At 42.0% G+C, this 18,564-nt stretch carries 21 protein-coding genes; all 21 read left to right on the forward strand.

Features of this window, described 5'->3' with window-relative positions:
• The first annotated feature begins 5 nt into the window (after positions 1 to 5).
• The 21 genes from BM398_RS00810 (at position 6) to BM398_RS00910 (ending at position 18,561) form a co-directional block, all read left to right on the forward strand.
• A complete protein-coding gene (locus tag BM398_RS00810; RefSeq protein WP_092336017.1) occupies positions 6 to 728 on the forward strand; it encodes a flagellar brake protein in 723 nt (240 codons plus the stop codon).
• A gap of 2 nt (positions 729 to 730) precedes the next feature.
• Positions 731 to 1,801: a protein-glutamate methylesterase/protein-glutamine glutaminase gene (locus tag BM398_RS00815; RefSeq protein WP_175531787.1), complete on the forward strand. Its 1,071-nt coding sequence runs from the start codon at positions 731 to 733 to the stop codon at positions 1,799 to 1,801.
• Positions 1,802 to 1,916: 115 nt separating this feature from the next.
• Positions 1,917 to 4,043 carry a chemotaxis protein CheA gene (locus BM398_RS00820; protein ID WP_092336019.1) on the forward strand — a complete coding sequence of 709 codons (2,127 nt, stop codon included), beginning with the start codon at positions 1,917 to 1,919 and terminating at the stop codon, positions 4,041 to 4,043.
• 38 nt (positions 4,044 to 4,081) lie between these two features.
• Entirely contained in the window at positions 4,082 to 4,585 is a 504-nt protein-coding gene (locus tag BM398_RS00825; RefSeq protein ID WP_026654765.1) for a chemotaxis protein CheW, read from the forward strand.
• A 17-nt stretch (positions 4,586 to 4,602) separates the two neighbouring features.
• Positions 4,603 to 5,238, forward strand: a complete 636-nt coding sequence (locus tag BM398_RS00830; protein WP_026654766.1) for a chemotaxis protein CheC — start codon at positions 4,603 to 4,605, stop codon at positions 5,236 to 5,238.
• A 10-nt stretch (positions 5,239 to 5,248) separates the two neighbouring features.
• On the forward strand, positions 5,249 to 5,734 hold the full coding sequence (locus BM398_RS00835) for a chemotaxis protein CheD (protein WP_026654768.1): 486 nt from the start codon (positions 5,249 to 5,251) through the stop codon (positions 5,732 to 5,734).
• Entirely contained in the window at positions 5,731 to 6,072 is a 342-nt protein-coding gene (locus BM398_RS00840; RefSeq protein WP_092336020.1) for a hypothetical protein, read from the forward strand. The genes BM398_RS00835 and BM398_RS00840 overlap by 4 nt, the downstream gene beginning before the upstream one ends.
• Before the next feature lie 26 nt (positions 6,073 to 6,098).
• Positions 6,099 to 6,875 carry a FliA/WhiG family RNA polymerase sigma factor gene (locus BM398_RS00845; protein WP_092336021.1) on the forward strand — a complete coding sequence of 259 codons (777 nt, stop codon included), beginning with the start codon at positions 6,099 to 6,101 and terminating at the stop codon, positions 6,873 to 6,875.
• 30 nt (positions 6,876 to 6,905) lie between these two features.
• Positions 6,906 to 8,483, forward strand: a complete 1,578-nt coding sequence (locus BM398_RS00850; RefSeq protein WP_092336022.1) for a DUF342 domain-containing protein — start codon at positions 6,906 to 6,908, stop codon at positions 8,481 to 8,483.
• Between the two features lie 15 nt (positions 8,484 to 8,498).
• Entirely contained in the window at positions 8,499 to 8,894 is a 396-nt protein-coding gene (locus BM398_RS00855; RefSeq protein WP_026666834.1) for a hypothetical protein, read from the forward strand.
• 66 nt (positions 8,895 to 8,960) lie between these two features.
• Positions 8,961 to 9,830 (forward strand): DUF6115 domain-containing protein, encoded by an 870-nt coding sequence (locus tag BM398_RS00860; RefSeq protein ID WP_092336023.1) that lies wholly within the window; start codon positions 8,961 to 8,963, stop codon positions 9,828 to 9,830.
• 14 nt (positions 9,831 to 9,844) lie between these two features.
• On the forward strand, positions 9,845 to 10,654 hold the full coding sequence (locus BM398_RS00865) for an endolytic transglycosylase MltG (protein WP_139233774.1): 810 nt from the start codon (positions 9,845 to 9,847) through the stop codon (positions 10,652 to 10,654).
• 278 nt (positions 10,655 to 10,932) lie between these two features.
• Complete coding sequence (gene rpsB / locus BM398_RS00870) at positions 10,933 to 11,688, forward strand: 30S ribosomal protein S2 (protein ID WP_026654775.1); 756 nt, start codon at positions 10,933 to 10,935, stop codon at positions 11,686 to 11,688.
• Positions 11,689 to 11,771: 83 nt separating this feature from the next.
• Positions 11,772 to 12,725, forward strand: a complete 954-nt coding sequence (gene tsf / locus BM398_RS00875) for a translation elongation factor Ts (protein WP_026654777.1) — start codon at positions 11,772 to 11,774, stop codon at positions 12,723 to 12,725.
• A 183-nt stretch (positions 12,726 to 12,908) separates the two neighbouring features.
• Complete coding sequence (minC, locus tag BM398_RS00880) at positions 12,909 to 13,652, forward strand: septum site-determining protein MinC (protein WP_092336025.1); 744 nt, start codon at positions 12,909 to 12,911, stop codon at positions 13,650 to 13,652.
• Between the two features lie 12 nt (positions 13,653 to 13,664).
• Positions 13,665 to 14,444: a septum site-determining protein MinD gene (gene minD, locus BM398_RS00885; RefSeq protein ID WP_026654778.1), complete on the forward strand. Its 780-nt coding sequence runs from the start codon at positions 13,665 to 13,667 to the stop codon at positions 14,442 to 14,444.
• Positions 14,445 to 14,459: 15 nt separating this feature from the next.
• On the forward strand, positions 14,460 to 14,741 hold the full coding sequence (gene minE, locus BM398_RS00890; RefSeq protein ID WP_092336026.1) for a cell division topological specificity factor MinE: 282 nt from the start codon (positions 14,460 to 14,462) through the stop codon (positions 14,739 to 14,741).
• 128 nt (positions 14,742 to 14,869) lie between these two features.
• Complete coding sequence (locus tag BM398_RS00895) at positions 14,870 to 15,313, forward strand: MarR family winged helix-turn-helix transcriptional regulator (RefSeq protein WP_026654780.1); 444 nt, start codon at positions 14,870 to 14,872, stop codon at positions 15,311 to 15,313.
• A 122-nt stretch (positions 15,314 to 15,435) separates the two neighbouring features.
• The gene (locus BM398_RS00900; RefSeq protein ID WP_026515425.1) at positions 15,436 to 15,726 is read left to right on the forward strand and encodes a metal-sensing transcriptional repressor; all 291 of its coding nucleotides are present in this window, start codon (positions 15,436 to 15,438) and stop codon (positions 15,724 to 15,726) included.
• A 169-nt stretch (positions 15,727 to 15,895) separates the two neighbouring features.
• Positions 15,896 to 17,692 carry an NADH-quinone oxidoreductase subunit 5 family protein gene (locus tag BM398_RS00905; RefSeq protein ID WP_242949729.1) on the forward strand — a complete coding sequence of 599 codons (1,797 nt, stop codon included), beginning with the start codon at positions 15,896 to 15,898 and terminating at the stop codon, positions 17,690 to 17,692.
• Complete coding sequence (locus BM398_RS00910; RefSeq protein WP_092336028.1) at positions 17,692 to 18,561, forward strand: respiratory chain complex I subunit 1 family protein; 870 nt, start codon at positions 17,692 to 17,694, stop codon at positions 18,559 to 18,561. Before BM398_RS00905 ends, BM398_RS00910 begins: the two co-directional genes overlap by 1 nt.
• The last annotated feature ends 3 nt before the right edge of the window (positions 18,562 to 18,564 follow it).

Consider the following 18,564-nt stretch of genomic DNA (forward strand, 5'->3'; position numbering starts at 1 on the left):
ATTATATGCTCACTGATTATATTTCACCCGGGATAAGAGTGGAACTTAAGGCAGCCGGTAAAGTCTGGATGGATGAGGATACGCGAACGAGACACATCTATATGAGCAAAGTTATGGATGTGACTTCGGACGATCGGATTGAAGTCCTCATGCCGTTTGAAAAAGGCAAACTTGTTCTACTGCCCGTTGACGGAGAATATAGCTTGTGTTTCTACAGTACCAAGGGATTGTTTCAATGCTATTCCAGGATTGTAGACAGGTACAGAAGCGACAATATGTATATACTTGTGCTCGATCTTTCCAGCGAGCTTCAACGACTACAAAGACGAGAGTATTACAGGTTCAGCTGTGCTCTCGAATTAAAATCCCGAACCTGCACAAAAGGAGAGCTGGAAGCCTTTGAAAAGAACAGAAAATATCTCGTCGACAAGACAAAACCGCTCCAAAGGAGCGTTATAGTTGACATAAGCGGAGGCGGGCTGCGGTTTGTAGCTAACTTCCAATACGAGGAGGGCAGTACAATTTACTGCTCGTATCGTTTACCGAGGGGGGCAAATGATAGAGAATATGAGATGATTTGCAGCATATTAAAGGTACAAGAGTTAGAAAGTAGACCGGGTTTATTTGAACATCGTATTCAATACGTGTATATCGACGAACCTTCCAGAGAAGATATTATCCACTTCATCTTTGAGGAAGAACGAAAAATAAGAAAGAAGCAAACATAATTATGAAAAAAATTTTGATAATTGATGATTCTGCACTTATGAGAACAGTTCTTAGTGATATTATTAACTCAGATTCAAGATTCCAGGTAGCTGACAAGGCTAAAGACGGAATTGAGGGATTGGAGCTTTTAAAGCAGAATACTTATGATGCTGTCGTACTTGATATTAATATGCCGAGAATGGACGGTATCACAATGCTTAAAGAACTTCATAAGAACGGAATAAAGGCCAAGATAATGATGGCCAGCACCGATACTAAGGAAGGTGCAAAAGTAACAATGGATGCGCTTGATCTGGGTGCGCTTGATTTTGTGCACAAGCCGGACAGAGCATCGGAGTGTAAGGGCGAAGAGTTTTGTAAGCTTTTCCTGAATACACTTGCAGCTGTTGCAAACAGTAAAGCACCGGGTTCAACAAAAACCTTTTCATTTGATGAAGCTAAGGAATCACGTAAGGTTGTTGAACTGGTCACAAAATCCGCGAGCAAGATCACGGGAAACAGAATCGTTGCAATAGCAAGTTCAACGGGCGGCCCAAGGGCGTTACAGTCGGTAATACCAAGGCTTCCCAAAAACCTCAAAACCCCTGTAGTTATAGTTCAGCACATGCCGGAAGGCTTTACAGCATCACTTGCTGAAAGACTTGATTCTCTGAGCGAGGTCCGTGTTAAGGAAGCCGCAGAAGGCGATATATTGGCACCGGGAACGGTATATATATCAAAGGGTGGCAAACACATGCATATCATTAAGAATGCAGGAAAAAGTGTTATCCATTATATGGATGGACCGACCAGAGAAGGCGTAAGACCTTGTGCAAATTTCATGTATGAATCACTTGTTGATTCCGATTACGATGAAATCTGCTGCGTAGTAATGACCGGAATGGGCGCCGATGGAACTGAGGGAATCAAGAATCTGAAATCTAGGAAAAAAGTACATGTAATCGGCCAGGACGAAAGTACCTGCACCGTTTACGGAATGCCCAAATCAGTAGCAACAGCTGGACTTGTCGATCAGGTTGTAAAACTTGATGACATCGCCCAGGAAATAATAATGAGTGTTGGTGTTAATTGAGGGTTATACTTTTGATCTTTCATATCTGACGATCCATATCCCCTCCATTAACTACCGATGAAAACAAGCATAATTTGCATGACTAAACAATTTTTCTTATGGAGGTAGATTGATTATGGATGTTTCTCAGTATCTAAGTGTCTTTCTTGATGAAGCAAAGGAGCACCTTCAGTCTTTAAACGACAACATCATGGTTCTTGAGCAAGATCCTGAAAATGAGGATTGTATCAATGAAATTTTCAGATCCGCTCACTCAATGAAAGGTATGGCCGGAACCATGGGCTATACCAGAATGCAGAATCTTACTCATGACATGGAGGATGTTTTCTCCGATGTTAGAGCCGGTAAGATTAAGATCAAATCAGAGATGATCGATGTGCTTCTTCAGTGTCTTGACGCTATTCAGGGATATGTTGACAACATTACCGAGAATCAGGACGAAGGTACTGAAGAACACCAGAATATCATTAAAGCACTCGCTGATATCAGATCGGGTAATACAGGAGCAGAAGCTGCAGCTTCCGATGGAGCGGCTGAGGCTTCGGAGTCTGCTGAAAGTGCGGCTCCCGCAGTTGAACCCGGTGCAGATCCCGCGAGTGACTACAGAGCTATCAAGCTTGATTCTTCCGCAAGAACTACATTGGAAGAAGCTAAATCTCAGGGAAAAAATGTTTTCGGTGTTACCGTACATATTCAGGAATCCTGTATTCTTAAGGCAGCCAGAGGTTTCCTTGTATTTAAGGGAATCGAAGAAATCGGTGAGATTGTTGTTTCCGAGCCTAATACACAGGATATAGAAGATGAGAAATTCGATTTCTCATTCAGCCTTGTAATTATCACAGATGAGTCAAAAGAGAAGGTCATGGAAATAGTTAAGTCTGTTTCTGAAGTGGCAGGATGCGAATGTGGAGAATTCGATCTCGATGCAGAAAAAGCTGCAGCAGAGGAAGCTCCCGAGCCCGTACCCGCAGCTGCAACAGCACCGGCAGCCGTTCCCGCACAGGGAGCAGCGCCTGCGCCCGCACCTGCAGCAGGCAAGGCACCTGCAGCAGGACCTGCAGGCGGCAAGAAGCCTTTGGGCAAGCCTGTCGTAAACAGAACAGTCCGTGTTGATATTGAGAAACTGGATGTTCTTATGAACCTTGTCTCTGAGCTTATTATTGCAAAGAACTCACTTATTTCCGCAGCTAATACTTCAGGTGTCAGCAACGGAAACGTTAATGAGCAGATTGAATATCTTGAGAGTGTTACCACAAACCTTCATGAATCAGTCATGAAAGTTCGAATGGTTCCTATCGAGAGTGTCCTTCAGAAGTTCCCTCGTATGATCAGAGATCTTAACAAGACTCTCGGCAAGAAGATGGAATTGACAATGACCGGTGAAGATACAGAAATGGACAGAACTGTGGTTGATGAGATCGGTGATCCTTTGATGCACCTTATCAGAAACAGTGCCGACCACGGAATTGAAGCGGCTGATATCCGTGCCCAGAGAGGCAAGCCGGAAGTAGGACAGATTTTCCTTCACGCTTTCCAGGACGGTAACAGCGTTGTTATTGAGGTTGGCGATGACGGTAACGGAATAGATGCGGAAGCTGTTAAGAACAAAGCCATCGAGAAAGGAATAGTTACTCCCGAGCAGGCAGCTCTTTTGACAGAGAAGCAGTGCGTAGAGCTCTTATTCCATCCCGGATTCTCAACAGCAAAGCAGGTTTCTGAAATTTCAGGACGTGGTGTAGGACTTGATGTTGTTAAATCCAAAGTTGAATCTCTTTCCGGTGAGGTATCCGTTAATACCAAGCTTGGAGCAGGATCTACATGGATCATCAGACTTCCTCTTACACTTGCCATTATTCAGGCTCTCATGGTTATTGTCGGAGATGAGAAGTATGCAATACCTCTTGATTCAATCCAGAGTATTGAAGATGTATCTCCTTCAGACCTTAAACTTGTAGAGAATAAAGAAGTTATCAATCTTCGTGGAAGCGTAACACCTATCGTAAGACTCAATGAAGTGCTTGATACAGAGTCAAGTAAATCGCCCGACGACGATATGGTAGTTGTTATCGCAAGAAAGGGAGACCAGCAGATCGGACTTGTTATCGACGAACTTATGGGACAGCAGGAAATCGTTATCAAGCCTTTGGGTAAATACACAAATAAGTGCAAGCTTATAAGCGGAGCTACTATCCTTGGTGATGGTGAGATCGCACTTATTCTTGATACCAATTCAATTTTCTGATGGTAACATTTGTTTAGCGAAGAAAGGATGAGCCGAATATGAATGAGATAAAAGAAGTTAAAGAAAAAGCCGATAAAGGTGAACTTATTCAGTATATAGTTATAAAGATTGATGATGAGCAGTATGGTATCAACATCAAATTTATAGACAACATTGTAAGAATGCAGCAGATTACGAGAGTGCCGAAGGTAGACGCATTCCTTAAGGGAGTTATCAATATCCGAGGCGAGATCGTTCCTGTTATGAGTGTAAGAATGAAGATGGGACTTTCCGAAGACGTGATCACAGGCGCTTCAAGAATAATCATCTTAAAGACTGAGGCGGGTGATCTTGTAGGTATAATCGTGGATCAGGTTAATCAGGTTCTTACACTTAATGAAAAAGACATTGAGAAAGTTCGTTACGACGATAAGAAAGGACAGTCAAAAGTTTCTTTTGTCAGCGGCGTAGGCCATTACGACGGCGGACTGGTTTCAATACTCGATCTCGATGCGGTTGTGTCTGAGAAAGAATCAAAAGAAAAAGCGTCTAACGCAAGTTAATTCGGAGGATCTATTTTATGGCAGACATGAGTTTGGATAATTTATCCGACAAGTATTTTGACGTGCTGAAGGAACTTGGTAATATCGGTGCCGGGAATGCAACTACAGCGCTTGCTCAGATGATCGGAACAAAGGTTGATATGTGTGTTCCGCAGGTACGACTTCTGGACTTCAAAGATGTCGGAGACCTCATGGGCGGAGCTGAGAAGATAATGGCAGGAATTTATCTTGCCGTTGACGGCGATATCGATGGAAGCATCATGTTCCTCTTGGGCAAACAGGCAGCCAGACATTTGGTTGACCAGCTTATGGGTACAGGCCCCAAGCCTGAAGATCAGGATTTTGATGAAGTTGAGATGTCAGCCCTTAAAGAAGTCGGTAATATCATTACCGGTTCGTATCTCAATTCACTTTCCATGATGACAAACCTAAAACTCATTCCATCTATTCCATATGTTGCCATCGATATGGCTGCGGCGATACTCAGTGTTCCCGCGATCCAGTTTGGAATGATGGGTGACAAAATCCTTCTTATTGAGACACAGTTCTTTGATGAACTTAAGTTGAGCGGTTATTTTATTCTTTTACCTGATATTGATGGATACCGTAAAATTCTCTCTTCTTTAGGCATGGGAGACGTTTCAGATTCGTGAAGGGGCTAATATGAGTCAAATAATTAAGGTTGGAATGGCCGATCTGAATATTTGTGTCAGCCCCGACGGAATTACAACTTTGGGGCTTGGGTCCTGCGTTGGAATTGCTATAAGGGATCCTGTCACCAAGATTGGTGGGCTGGCTCATGTAATGTTGCCGGATTCAACTGAGATTAGGAACAATTCGAATATACCTAAATTTGCCGATACAGGAATTGAAGAACTTGTCAGGCTCATAATTGCCAAAGGCGGTAATAAATCACGTCTTGTGGCAAAGATTGCCGGCGGCGCGCAGATGTTTGCTTTTCAGTCAAACAATGCCACAATGCGTGTCGGTGACAGAAATGTTGCGGCATCATTAAAAAAATTAAAGGAGCTTAACATTCCTGTACTTGCTCAGGATACCGGTGATTCGTACGGACGGACAGTTATTTTTTATCCCGAAAACGGAAACTATATTATCAGAGCTGTAGGAAAGCCTGAAAAAATCATATGAATACCGATTTAGATGAACTGAAGAAAATTAATACCAAACTAATAACTCCCCTGATAGTGCTTTCAGCAACGGCTGTCGTTTCAGTGTTTACGTTCTTTAAGCACTATCCGGCGGGTGAGTGGATTTTTATTGTATTTGTTTCGGTAGTTATATTTTTGGTGATCGGACTTATCACGGAGAAGATGATCGCCAAGTTTTTGGATATTAACTACGAGAAAGCTTTGGCCGAAAAACTCGAAGCTGAGAGACTCGAGGAAGAGGCAAGAGCAGCAATGGAGGCAGAGAGCAATGCCGGGGAAGATGTCGATAATATGGAAGTACACGACATTCCTCAGTAAAAAAATAGAACCGGGGAAACTTAGACATGGATGATGCAGCTAGAAATAAATTATGGACAGAATATGGTAATACCAAATCCGGTGAACTCAGAGAGCAGCTCATATTAGAGTATGCTCCTCTTGTTAAGCTTGTAGCCGGAAGACTTAGCATGTATCTTGGATTTAATGTCGAATATGACGATCTTGTAGGATATGGCATTTTCGGACTCATAGATGCCATTGATAAGTTTGATCTCATGAAAGACGTTAAGTTTGAAACTTATGCCAGTCTGAGGATCAGAGGAGCAATCCTCGATCAGATCCGCAAGATGGACTGGATTCCCAGAACTATAAGACAGAGACAGAAGAAGATAGAGACTGCCATTAGAGAGATTGAAAAAGAGAGCGGTCATATTGCTACAGATGCCGAAATAGCGGCAAAAATGGATATTACTGAAGATGAATACCAGAACTGGCAGAACCAGATGAAGGTTACGGGGGTTGTTTCCTTAAATGAGTTCATGGATCAGGGTGCGGATATTGCCGATGATTCAAGCAATGCTACCGGTTCAGGTTTCACAAAGCCTGAGGAGGCTATAGAAAAGGAGGAACTTAAAAAGATGTTGGCCGAATCCTTGGAGCATCTTACAGACAAGGAGAAAAAGGTCATACTCTTTTACTATTATGAGGAGCTTACGTTAAAGGAGATAAGTGAGGTTCTGGAGGTTTCAGAGTCGAGAGTGTCACAGCTTCACACAAAGGCGCTTCAGAAGATGCGCGAAAAGCTGGGAGACTATCTGGGTATTATTACAAACTCAAGATAGTAGGAAATTTATTTATGGAAGAGGATTTGTATGAACGGATATTTTCAACTCGTAAACACACCGCAGGGAACCGGTATCAGAATTTACGCCCCAACCGATGGAGGTAAGCCGCTAAACGTTAATGACGTTCGTGAGTACTTGGACGATAGGAAAATTCAATACGATGTAATCAAGCTAAATGATGCTGTGACCAAGTCTGATGCAAACGTCTACGTTTTTACCGAAACGCAGGTACATCCTGAGCGTGAAGGGGTAAAGTTTGACGTTTCTAAGGATAAAATGACTGTCACGGCATTTTTCTATCCGCCGACAGAAGGCGCGCAGCTTATGACGGAGAATGAGTTCAGAAGCTCGATCGCGTACAGAAAGATCACTTATGGAATTCAGGACGAAAACATAAAAGCATTTTTTGAACATAGAGAGTACTGTAAGGAAATACTTATAGCTCAGGGAAAAGAAGTTGTTCAGGGTAAGAATGCATACGTTGAGTATCACTTTAATACCAACTTAAGAGCACGTCCCACGCTTAAAGAGGACGGAAGTGTGGACTATTTCCATCTTAACCTGATCAATAATATAAATGAAGGCGATCTTCTCGCTACACTTCATAAGGAGATTCCGGGCGTTCCGGGAATCAATGTTTTTGGAGAGAATATAAAGCCTGCTGTTGTTAAGCCTTCTCATATCAGAGCGGGTAAGAATACCATTCTTTCGGAAGATAAGCTTACTCTTAAGGCGGGAAAGTCCGGCCACGTAACTTTGAGCGAAGGTAAAGTTGTTGTTTCCGATGTATTGCAGCTTGAGAATGTCGATGTTGCCACAGGTAATATTGATTATGAAGGAAGTGTTGAGGTGAACGGCGTTGTTGCAACCAACTTCAGCGTAAAGGCAGGCGGAAACATCATTGTCAGAGGTATTGTTGAAGGAGCCGTTCTTGATGCGGGCGCCGATATAATCCTTGAATGCGGAGCAAAAGCCGGTGGAAATATTAAGGCCGGTGGTAATATAGTTACAAGATTTATTGAGAATGCAAATGTGAGCGCAAGGGGATGCATCACAAGTGAATGCATACTCCACTCAAACGTTTCCTCGGGAACGGAGGTAAACGTAACCGGACGAAGAGGCTTTATCGCCGGAGGAAGAGTGAGTGCCGCAGATAAGATTCAGGCTAAGGTTCTCGGATCTGAGATGGGAGCAAATACCATCATTGAAGTTGGGGCAGATCCGCAGCTTAAGCAAAGACTCAAAGAGCTTCAGAAAGAAATGACCGAAGCACAGAAGAGCATAGAAAGCATAAAACCTACTATCGAAGGCTTTACCAAGATGCTCAAGTCGGGAGTGAAGTTTAGCCCTCAGCAGGTTGAAAGTGCAAAGAAGCTTATAGAGTTAAACAAGACCCTTACGGAACAGATTCAGGATGACTCGGAGGAATATGCAAATCTTATGGAAAGACTTGCGGAAGCAAAGGAAGCCGAGGTTGTGGTTGAGGGAACCGCATATCCAGGAACTACCGTTAATATTGGTGAGTTGTCCATGATCGTAAAGAAACCTGTTCAGTACAGCAAGTTTGTTGTCAGGGAAGGAGATGTAAGATTAGCACCTATCTAAACGGAGGAGAGAACCATGTCAATAAACAGAATTGACTTTGGCGTGATCGCTGCTTCTAATGAGGTTTCCGCGGTGAAGGCGTCGGAGGATGCAAGACCCATGATGGACAGGCAGAACTTTCAGACTCAGTTTAACGAAGAGGTTGATAACCAGCGTAATTCGGTTATTCAAAAGGATGACGTTAGCGGAGCCAAAGTTTCTGCGGATGCCGGCGAGAAAGGCGGCAATGAATACGCGGGGGACGGCGGAAAAAACAGAAAAAAGAAGCAGGACGAAAAGAATGAGAATAATCCCATTTTAGAAAGACAGCTATCAGTTGAGAAAATGGAAAAAATTTCGGAGCACATGCTCGACCGAAATGGAAAGCCTGTAGATCTTGGTATTTCTCACGGTTTTGATTTGAAGATTTAACATTTCTATATTATAATGGTGGAAACGGGCACGGTGCCTGAATTTTTTAGTAAAATAGGCGGATAAATGATTAGTATTACAGAGATTGTTCTCATCGTTGTCGGATTTGCGGCAATAATATTGGGTTACCTTCTTCCTGCGGGAAAGGAACTTGACGAGGAAGATAAGATGCTCATGGAGAGAGAAATCCGTGAGCTTGTTCGTCGTGAAGTCGAAGATCAGAGAGAAAATATTGAAAATATGGTAGACGATACCGTAGATCTTTCTTTGGACAGAACAGAGAGAGCAATGGAACGTATATCAAACGAAAAACTTTCCGCTATCGGAGAATATTCCGATACTGTGATCAACGATATACACAAGAATCATGATGAAGTAATGTTCATGTATGACATGCTTAATGATAAGCATAAGAACCTCACTTCCGTGGTTTCCGAAGTGACCAAGAAAGCCGATGAGGCCAAGAAAGTTGTAAAAGAGGTAGAGGAGAAGATTATTACTCCCGCTCCGACAGATGAAATCATACCTGTTACACCGGTTGCACCTGTCGCAGCTTCTGCAACTGTCGAAAAAGAGCCTGTCATGGAACTTGAAAAGATCACGGCTAAAGTTATAACTCCCGAAGAAGCTATGGGGCTTCATGTTGTAGGAAACACTTCTACCGATGAAGAGGAAGTTAAGCCTATACAGGAGCAACAGCCGAATGCCAAAGTTGTTCCCATTACTGAAGCTGTGAGAGTTGAAGCTAAGAGCACCAATCCCGATAAGAACATGAAAGAACTCACAGCAGCCGATCCGATCTCACAGAACAGACAGATCATTGAGATGCATAAGGCCGGAAAATCCAATATGGTCATTGCAAGAGAGCTTGGTCTGGGTATCGGAGAAGTTAAGCTTGTGATAGATCTTTCCAACAAGCACAGAAAAGTTAAGTGAGGAATACTCTATAAATGAAACTAAAATATTACCTTAGGGGGATTGGTCTTGGTGTCGTACTTACCGCTATTATCATGGGCTTTGCACTTGGAGCCAGAAATGCACCGGTCAGCGATGCCGAGGTAATCGAGAAAGCAAAAGATCTCGGAATGGTTGAAGGCGGTGTCCTTTCGGATTATTCCGGTGAAGACGCAAGTAACGGCGAGGCGGTAAAAGAGGAACCCGATATTTCAGCTCCGGCAGATAAGGTTACGGATACTGCCAAAGGAGCCGACGCAGGACCCTCATTACCCGATACATCTGTAAGCGATTCAGCTGCCGGCGGTGCGGATATTGAAAAGCCTGAGACTTCTGCCGGTATCGGCACGGGTACAGGCACATCTACCGTTGCAAACGGTATAAGCGGTGCAATGGAAAAAGCTTCATCAGCAGGAAATTCTGTCAGTGCAAAAGATGCTGACAAGAATAAAGACAAAGATAAGGATAAAGAAAAGCCTGTCATTGACAACAAGAAAAAAGAAGAAGTCAAGGAAGAACCTGAAGAAGCAGAGGAAGAGCCTGCCGAGGAGCCTGATGATACTCCGGATAACAGTCAGCCGGAACCTTCGCCTGCAAATCCTGTACAGGTTCAGGTTACTATTTCAGGAGGCTCGTCATCCGATACGGTTGCCAAGATCCTGCATGATGCCGGACTTGTGGATGATGCCGTTAAGTTTAACAGATATCTTATCGAGAATCGTCTCGATACAAGGATCCATTCAGGCAGTAAGACCATTACACAGGGCGCTTCATATGAAGAAATAGCGAAAGCTATCACACAATGACCGTGTATTAAATAATTTTAGCTTTAAAGCTGTGAAAATAACTTATTTTCACAGCTTTTTTACTTGAAATATGTTTTTCCTTGTGATATAGTTAAAAAGCTGTGTTCATAGGTATGTTTATGCCTATTTCACGGTAAAACAAATAATCACGTACATTTAATTCTCTTTCCGGTGTCGGTTATACCGATCAGAAGAGAGCTCTGTATATCGGAAGACGCGCTGATATATCATATGAGCCAAGGATGTGCGGAAGATTCTAACCAAATGGAGGTAATATCATGAGCGTTGTATCAATGAAACAGTTACTTGAAGCAGGTGTTCACTTCGGACATCAGACAAGAAGATGGAACCCTAAAATGGCTCCTTACATCTTCACAGAGAGAAACGGAATCCACATCATCGACCTTCAGAAGTCAGTTATCAAGGTTGACGAGGCTTACAAGGCAGTATTCGAGATTGCACAGCAGGGTGGAACAATCCTTTTCGTAGGAACAAAGAAGCAGGCACAGGACGCTGTTAAGTCAGAGGCTGAGCGTTGCGGAATGTACTACATCAACGAGAGATGGCTCGGTGGAATGCTTACAAACTTCAAGACAATCCAGAGCAGAATCGCCAGAATGAAGACTATCGAGAAGATGCAGGAAGACGGAACATTCGAAGTTCTTCCCAAGAAGGAAGTTGCTCAGCTTAAGAAGGAACTTTCTAAGCTTCAGGCTAACCTTGGCGGAATCAGAGATATGAAGAGAATCCCTGATGCTATTTTCGTAGTAGATCCTAAGAAGGAAAGAATCTGCATTCAGGAGGCTGAGTCTCTTGGAATTACTCTTATCGGTATCGCTGATACAAACTGCGATCCTGAAGAGCTTGACTTCATCATCCCCGGAAACGATGACGCTATCAGAGCAGTAAAGCTTATCGTTGGTAAGATGGCAGACGCTGTTATCGAAGCTAACCAGGGTGCTGAGGCTGACGTTGCAGCTGAGTTCGTTGCAGAGGCAGCTGAGGATATCGAAGAAGTTGCAGACGCAGAGTAATATAGATTGATAATTTGGAACTAAATTGGTGCAGCCAATCATTATATGGTTGGCTGCTATTATAAAAACGGAGGAAAATACACATGGCTATCACAGCAGCAATGGTTAAAGAATTGCGTGAGTCTACCGGTGCAGGAATGATGGAATGCAAGAAGGCTCTTACAGAAACTAACGGAGATATGGATGCAGCAGTAGAATTCCTTAGAAAGAACGGAATCATGAAGGCTGAGAAGAAGGCTAGCAGAATCGCTGCAGAAGGTCTTACAAGAGTTGTTCTTAAGGACGACCAGACAGCAGCAGTTGTTGAAGTTAACTCAGAGACAGACTTCGTTGCTCAGAACGACAAGTTCCAGAGCTTTGTTGAGGCAGTTGCTCAGCAGGCAGTTAATTCAGATGCTAAGGATCTTGATTCATTCATGGCTGAGAAGTGGAACCTTGATGAGTCTAAGACAGTTAACGATGCACTTGTTGAGATCACAGCAGTTATCAGCGAGAAGCTCAGCATCAGACGTTTCGAGAAGGTTGTTGCTTCTAACGGTATCGTAGTTCCTTACGTACACGGAAACGGAAGAATTTCTGTTGTAGTTGAGGCTGAGACAGATGTTGTTAACGATAACATCAAGGAAGCAGTTAAGAACGTAGCTATGCAGGTTGCAGCTCTTAATCCTAAGTATGTTGCAACTGAGGACGTTTCACAGGAATACAGAGATCACGAGAAGGAGATTCTTCTTGCTCAGGCTATGAAGGAGAACGAGGAGCTTCCTGAAGGAAAGAGAAAGCCTCAGGAGATCATCGAGAAGATGCTTATCGGACGTCTCAACAAAGAGCTTAAGGAAATCTGCCTTAACGAGCAGGTATTCGTAAAGGCTGAGGATGGAAAGCAGACAGTTGGTCAGTACATCGCTAAGGTTGCTAAAGACAATAACGCTAATCTTTCTATCAAGAGATTCGTACGTTTCGAGACAGGTGAAGGAATCGAGAAGAAGAACGAGAACTTCGCTGAGGAAGTTGCTAAGCAGGCTGCCGGTCTCAACTAATAATATTAGATTATTAATGAGCTTCGGATTTCCGGAGCTCATTTTTTCTTAAATGTGTAATAATTAAGCTATTTTTAGCCACCAAACCTTTGGCATAAATGGGCTTTGATATCTTTAATTTTTTACAAAAATAGCCTATACTGTTGTAGTATAGATTTTTATAAAGGTTGGGTGAATTAAACATTGAGTCAGTTAGTTACAATTAAGGGTACAAGATCTGGCATCATTCTTGTTTTGGATCCCGAGGTCGATTTTTCAACGCTTATCAAGGAAGTTGGCGAGAAATTCAAGGAAGCATCTTCGTTTCTCGGAAAGAATAACATGGGCCTTATCATAAGAGGCAGAAAGCTTTCCGAATCGGAAGAAGATGAAGTTCTAAAGAGTATCAAAGATAATTCAATGCTTACAATTACATGTATTATCGACGAAGAGTCAGATATTCAGAGAAAATTTGAAGATGTCGCAGCTTCAAACGATAATGTTGTTCTTGAGATCAATACGAACAAGAAGTCGGATGCTACAGTAAAAGTGGATCAGAACAGTGCACTTATTTATAAGGGCAGTTTGAGATCCGGTCAGGATATTTCCTGTGAACAGAGTATTGTTATTTTAGGAGACGTTAAGCCGGGAGCTAACGTAATCTCCTATGGAAGCATATTTATCTTGGGAGAACTGCGAGGTAATGCATTTGCCGGTGCAGGCGGAGATAAAGATGCTGTAGTAATGGCACTTAGTCTCAACCCATTACAGGTCAGGATCGCGGATTCTATCGCAATATCTCCTGAATCTGAAAAAAGTGCCAAACTCAAATTGGGAAGAAAGAAACCTTCTACGGTAGAAAGTGAGCCTGAAGTTGCATATATCGAAAACGGGCACATCGTAAAAAGTGTTTACGGTTCTTCTTTTTTGAGACAATTTAATATGTAAACGGAGGAAACTATGGGAGAAGTTATAGTTATAACATCGGGAAAAGGTGGAGTAGGTAAAACTACGAGTTCCGCAAATATCGGAACAGGCCTTGCAAAGCTGAACAAGAAGGTTGTTCTTATTGATACAGATATAGGACTTCGAAATCTTGATGTTGTTTTGGGACTTGAGAACAGGATTGTCTACAACCTTGTTGATGTTATTGAAGGTAACTGCAAGATTAAGCAGGCGCTTATCAGAGATAAGAGATATGAGAATCTCTTTCTTTTGCCCGCTGCACAGACTAAGGACAAGACAAGCGTTACTCCTGAGCAAATGAAGAAGCTTACAGATGAACTTAAGCAGGATTATGATTATATTATTTTGGATTGTCCTGCAGGTATTGAACAGGGATTCAAGAACGCTATTGCCGGCGCTGACAGAGCACTTGTTGTTACAACACCTGAGGTATCAGCTGTTCGTGACGCCGACAGAATCATCGGGCTTCTTGAAGCAAACGAGATTAAAAAGACTCATCTCATAGTAAACAGACTTCGCCCTGATATGGTCAAGAGAGGTGATATGATGTCATCAGATGACGTTATAGATATCCTTGCTATTGAGCTTATTGGTCAGGTTCCTGATGATGAGAGTATTGTTGTAGCGACTAATAACGGTGAACCGCTTGTAGGTGACAATTCACTTGCAGGACAGGCTTATATGAACATCTGTCGCAGAATTACAGGCGAACAGGTTCCATTTCTTGACCTTGAAGCCAAGAGAGGACTTTTTTCTTGGTTTAAGAAAAAATGATAAGGGGGCAGAGTTATGAAACTCACTGATTTTTTCAAAAAGAAATCTTCAAGTGATATAGCCAAGGATAGACTGAAGCTTGTTTTGGTTTCAGACAGAGCATCATGCTCACCTGAGCTTATGCAAAAAATCAGAAGCGATATCATAGAAGTGCTTTCGAAATATGCTGAGATAGATATGGAAGGAATTGACATCAATATTACAAGTCTTGATGCTGAAGATAACGGCGGAAAATCCGCACCGGCTCTTTATGCTAACATTCCTATCAAAAATATGAATCATAATTCAAAGCTTTGATCGGCATTGTAACCCGTGAATTTCCAAAAGGATTTTCACGGGTTTTTTGTTTTTTGCAAACACGTAATCTCTATTGTGATATAATGATATATGATTAAATAGGATAAAATTGTTTTTTGGAGACGCTTATGAATTGTAATAATGAAAAATATGATTCTTTAAAACTTGGTAATCAGTTATGTTTCCCATTATATGCATGTTCAAAAGAGATTATCAGAAAGTACAAGCCTTTTCTTGATGAACTGGATCTTACATACACCCAGTATATTACCATGATGGTCATGTGGGAAAAGAAGAGCGTTAATGTAAAAATGCTCGGAGAGTGTCTGTTTCTTGATTCGGGTACACTTACGCCTGTTCTTAAAAAGCTTGAGAGCAAGGGGTATATTACACGTGAGAGATCTGAAAAAGATGAGAGAAATCTTGTTGTTTCGATTACCGATTCCGGTATGAAATTAAGGGATAAAGCTGTTACGATTCCTTCCAAGGTGGGAAGCTGTGTTAAGCTTACGGAGGAAGAAGCCAAAGTCCTTTACAATCTTTTACATAAGATTATCAGTAATGTTAGATAATCTTTATTGTATTTTTCCCTAGAAGGAATATAATATATTTTGTTAAAAAATATATGTAGATTTATTTTTTTGACCTTTTATAAGTTAAAAAAATAACAATACATATATTTATTGGAGGTTTTATGAGTTCTCATACCCATAAACATCATCATGATCCTGAGAAGATGAAGGCTATCGTTAACAGACTTTCCAAGGCAATCGGACACCTTGAGTCGGTTAAGAGAATGGTTGAGGATGACAGGGATTGCACTGAAGTACTTGTACAATTGGCAGCTGTACGCGCAGCAATCAATGGAGCAGGCAAGGAGATTCTTAAAGAGCATATAAGTCATTGTATAGTCCATGCTGTTTCAGATGGTGATGAAGAGGCTATCGTTGAGTTAAATGATGCCATCGAGAAATTTATGAAGTAATGAGTTGCTCGTGAGTATGTATGTGAAAGGGGCGAACACCTTGGCAAATCTTTTGAATTTAGTTTATTTTCTTATTTTATTTCCCTTTTGTATGGCAATAATAATATCTATTTTTAAACACGCAAGTTTGTTTAGAAGCCTTCTTATTATGGCGGGAGGCTTTGCAATCATGGGTGTTGCTATTTATGTTGCCGTCAATGTTCTTATGTCCGGTGATACATCTCAGTTTGTATATTTGGAACATCCGGAGATTCCTGAAAAGGCAATTCTTTGTGGGGAAATCTTCTTAATGGGTCTTGTATGTTTTCTCAGTATTAAATACAAGAAGTATTATGCGATTATTTTTTCGCTTGTCGGAACAATTCCCGTACTTTGGATGGATCTGACACACAAGGCAGTAGAAGGAAATACTTGTCTTAGAATCGATACATTTGCTGCCGTAATGTATTTGATCGTTGGTTTCGTAGGTATTCTTATCTGTATTTATGCATCAGGTTACATGAAGGATTATCACCATCATCACACTGATGTTGAAGACCGTTCCGGATATTTCCTTGCGCTTATGTTTGTATTCCTTGGCGCAATGTTCGGACTTATTTCTTCCGATAATCTTGGATTTATCTATTTCTTCTGGGAGATCACAAGTGTATGTTCATTCCTTATGATCGGATACACAAGAACAGAAGAAGCAGTAAATAACTCATTCAGAGCTCTCTGGATGAATCTTTTGGGTGGATGCGGATTCGCGGCAGGACTCATGTATTGCAACATGGTTCTCGGTATCTCGAATCTTAGTGAGATTACACCCGGTGTTTCTACTACAATTATTGTTCCCGTAACTTTATTTGCATTTGCCGCTCTTACAAAGAGTGCGCAGTTCCCGTTCTCAAGATGGCTTTTGGGAGCGATGGTTGCGCCTACACCTTCAAGTGCACTTTTGCACTCTGCAACGATGGTTAAGATCGGTGTGTACATGCTTATAAGACTTGCACCCGTAATGTTCGGAACTCTTACGGGAGTTATGATCACAGTTATCGGTGGATTTACTTTCTTTGCGGCATCACTTCTTGCGATTACCGTAAGCGACGGCAAGAAGGTACTTGCTTATTCGACAATTTCTAACCTCGGCCTTATTACCGCATGTGCGGGAACAGGAACTACCGAAGGTGTTTGGGCTGCAGTTATGCTCGTTCTGTTTCATGCGGTTTCAAAGTCACTTTTGTTCCAGACAGTCGGAGATATCGAGAACTGTATGGGAAGCCGTGACATTGAGGATATGCATGGACTTATAATCAAACTTCCCAGACTTGCATTTATCATGATAATCGGTATTTGCGGAATGTTCATGGCACCGTTTGGAATGCTTGTTTCCAAGTGGGCTGCTCTTAAATCATTCGTAGATTCCGGTTCTGTTTGGCTTGTTCTTTTCCTTGTTTTCGGATCGGGAAGTACGCTTTTCTACTGGGCAAAGTGGCTCGGCAAGATCTGTGCGGTTATCCATCAGTCATTCGAGCTTGAAGACATAACTCCGAGAAGTGAGATGGTATCTATTTTCCCTCTTACGACAATGATAGTTATCATGTGCTTTGCATTCCCCTGGATGTCAGGAAACATGATACAGCCTATTCTTGATGAGGCTTATCACACAAATATCCCTGATGTTATCGGCGGAAGCGATGTTATCATCATGATGATCATGGTTGCTATGGTATTTATGATTCCTATCGGTTCCAGAATAATGTCTATCGGTAAGAACAGTAAGATGACAATGTCTTACGTTGCCGGTGTAAATGCAGGAGATGACAGACATTATATCGATTCTTTCGGTAAGGAGAGAGCGCTTTATATGTCTAACTGGTACATGGATGAGGTCTTTGGTGAAAAGAAATTCTTAAAGCCCTGTATCTATGTTGCGACTGTTCTGGTTGCCGTTATGCTTATTGTTGTTGTCGGAGGTGCTATCTGATGAATGTTTATATGATCATAAGAGTTTTATTATATATTCTTTTGGCACCTGTTTTAGGTGGTCTGCTTTCGGGAATCGACAGAGTTTTCTCGGCCCGTATGCAGGGAAGACAGGGTCCCCCTCTGTTTCAGCCTTTCTATGATGTGTCCAAGCTGATGAGTAAGCAGACAACCGTTGTTAACAGTATTCAGGTGTTGTTTGTTACAAGTTATCTTGTATTTACCATATTTACAGGTGCGTTGTTTTTTGCCGGCGGAGATATGCTTCTAGTATTCTTTGCGCTTTCTATGTCGGAAGTTGTTATGGTTCTTGCAGCTTTTTCAACAAACGGACCATACAGTATAATGGGCGCACAGCGTGAGCTTTTGCAGATGATGTGCTACGAGCCAATGACACTTCTTGTAGCTATCGGCTTCTATTATGCAAACGGAAGCTTCATGGTAGATGAACTTGCAAAAGCAGATGTTCCGGCTATTGCGCAGATTCCCGGCTTCTTTATAGGCTTTGTATTTGTGCTTTTGATCAAGCTCAGGAAATCACCTTTTGACCTTAGTACTTCACATCATATGCATCAGGAGATGGTAAAGGGTCTTACAACGGATCTTTCCGGTGGAAACCTTGCACTTGTCGAGATCGCAGAGTGGTATGACGTGGTACTTATGATGGGTATTGTGGGAATGTTCTTTGTTACTTCTGCACCTATCAGTATTCTTGGAGCTGTTATTGCATGTGCTGTTGTATTTTTCCTGGAGACACTTATCGACAACCTGTTCCCCAGAGTTAAGTACATGACAATGCTCAAGGTTACCTGGTCGGTTATATTGATTTTTGCAGGTACAAATTTGCTTATTCTTAATGTGTTGAAATAAGAA

Source organism: Butyrivibrio sp. M55 (assembly GCF_900116865.1).
Classification (GTDB): Bacteria; Bacillota; Clostridia; order Lachnospirales; family Lachnospiraceae; genus Butyrivibrio.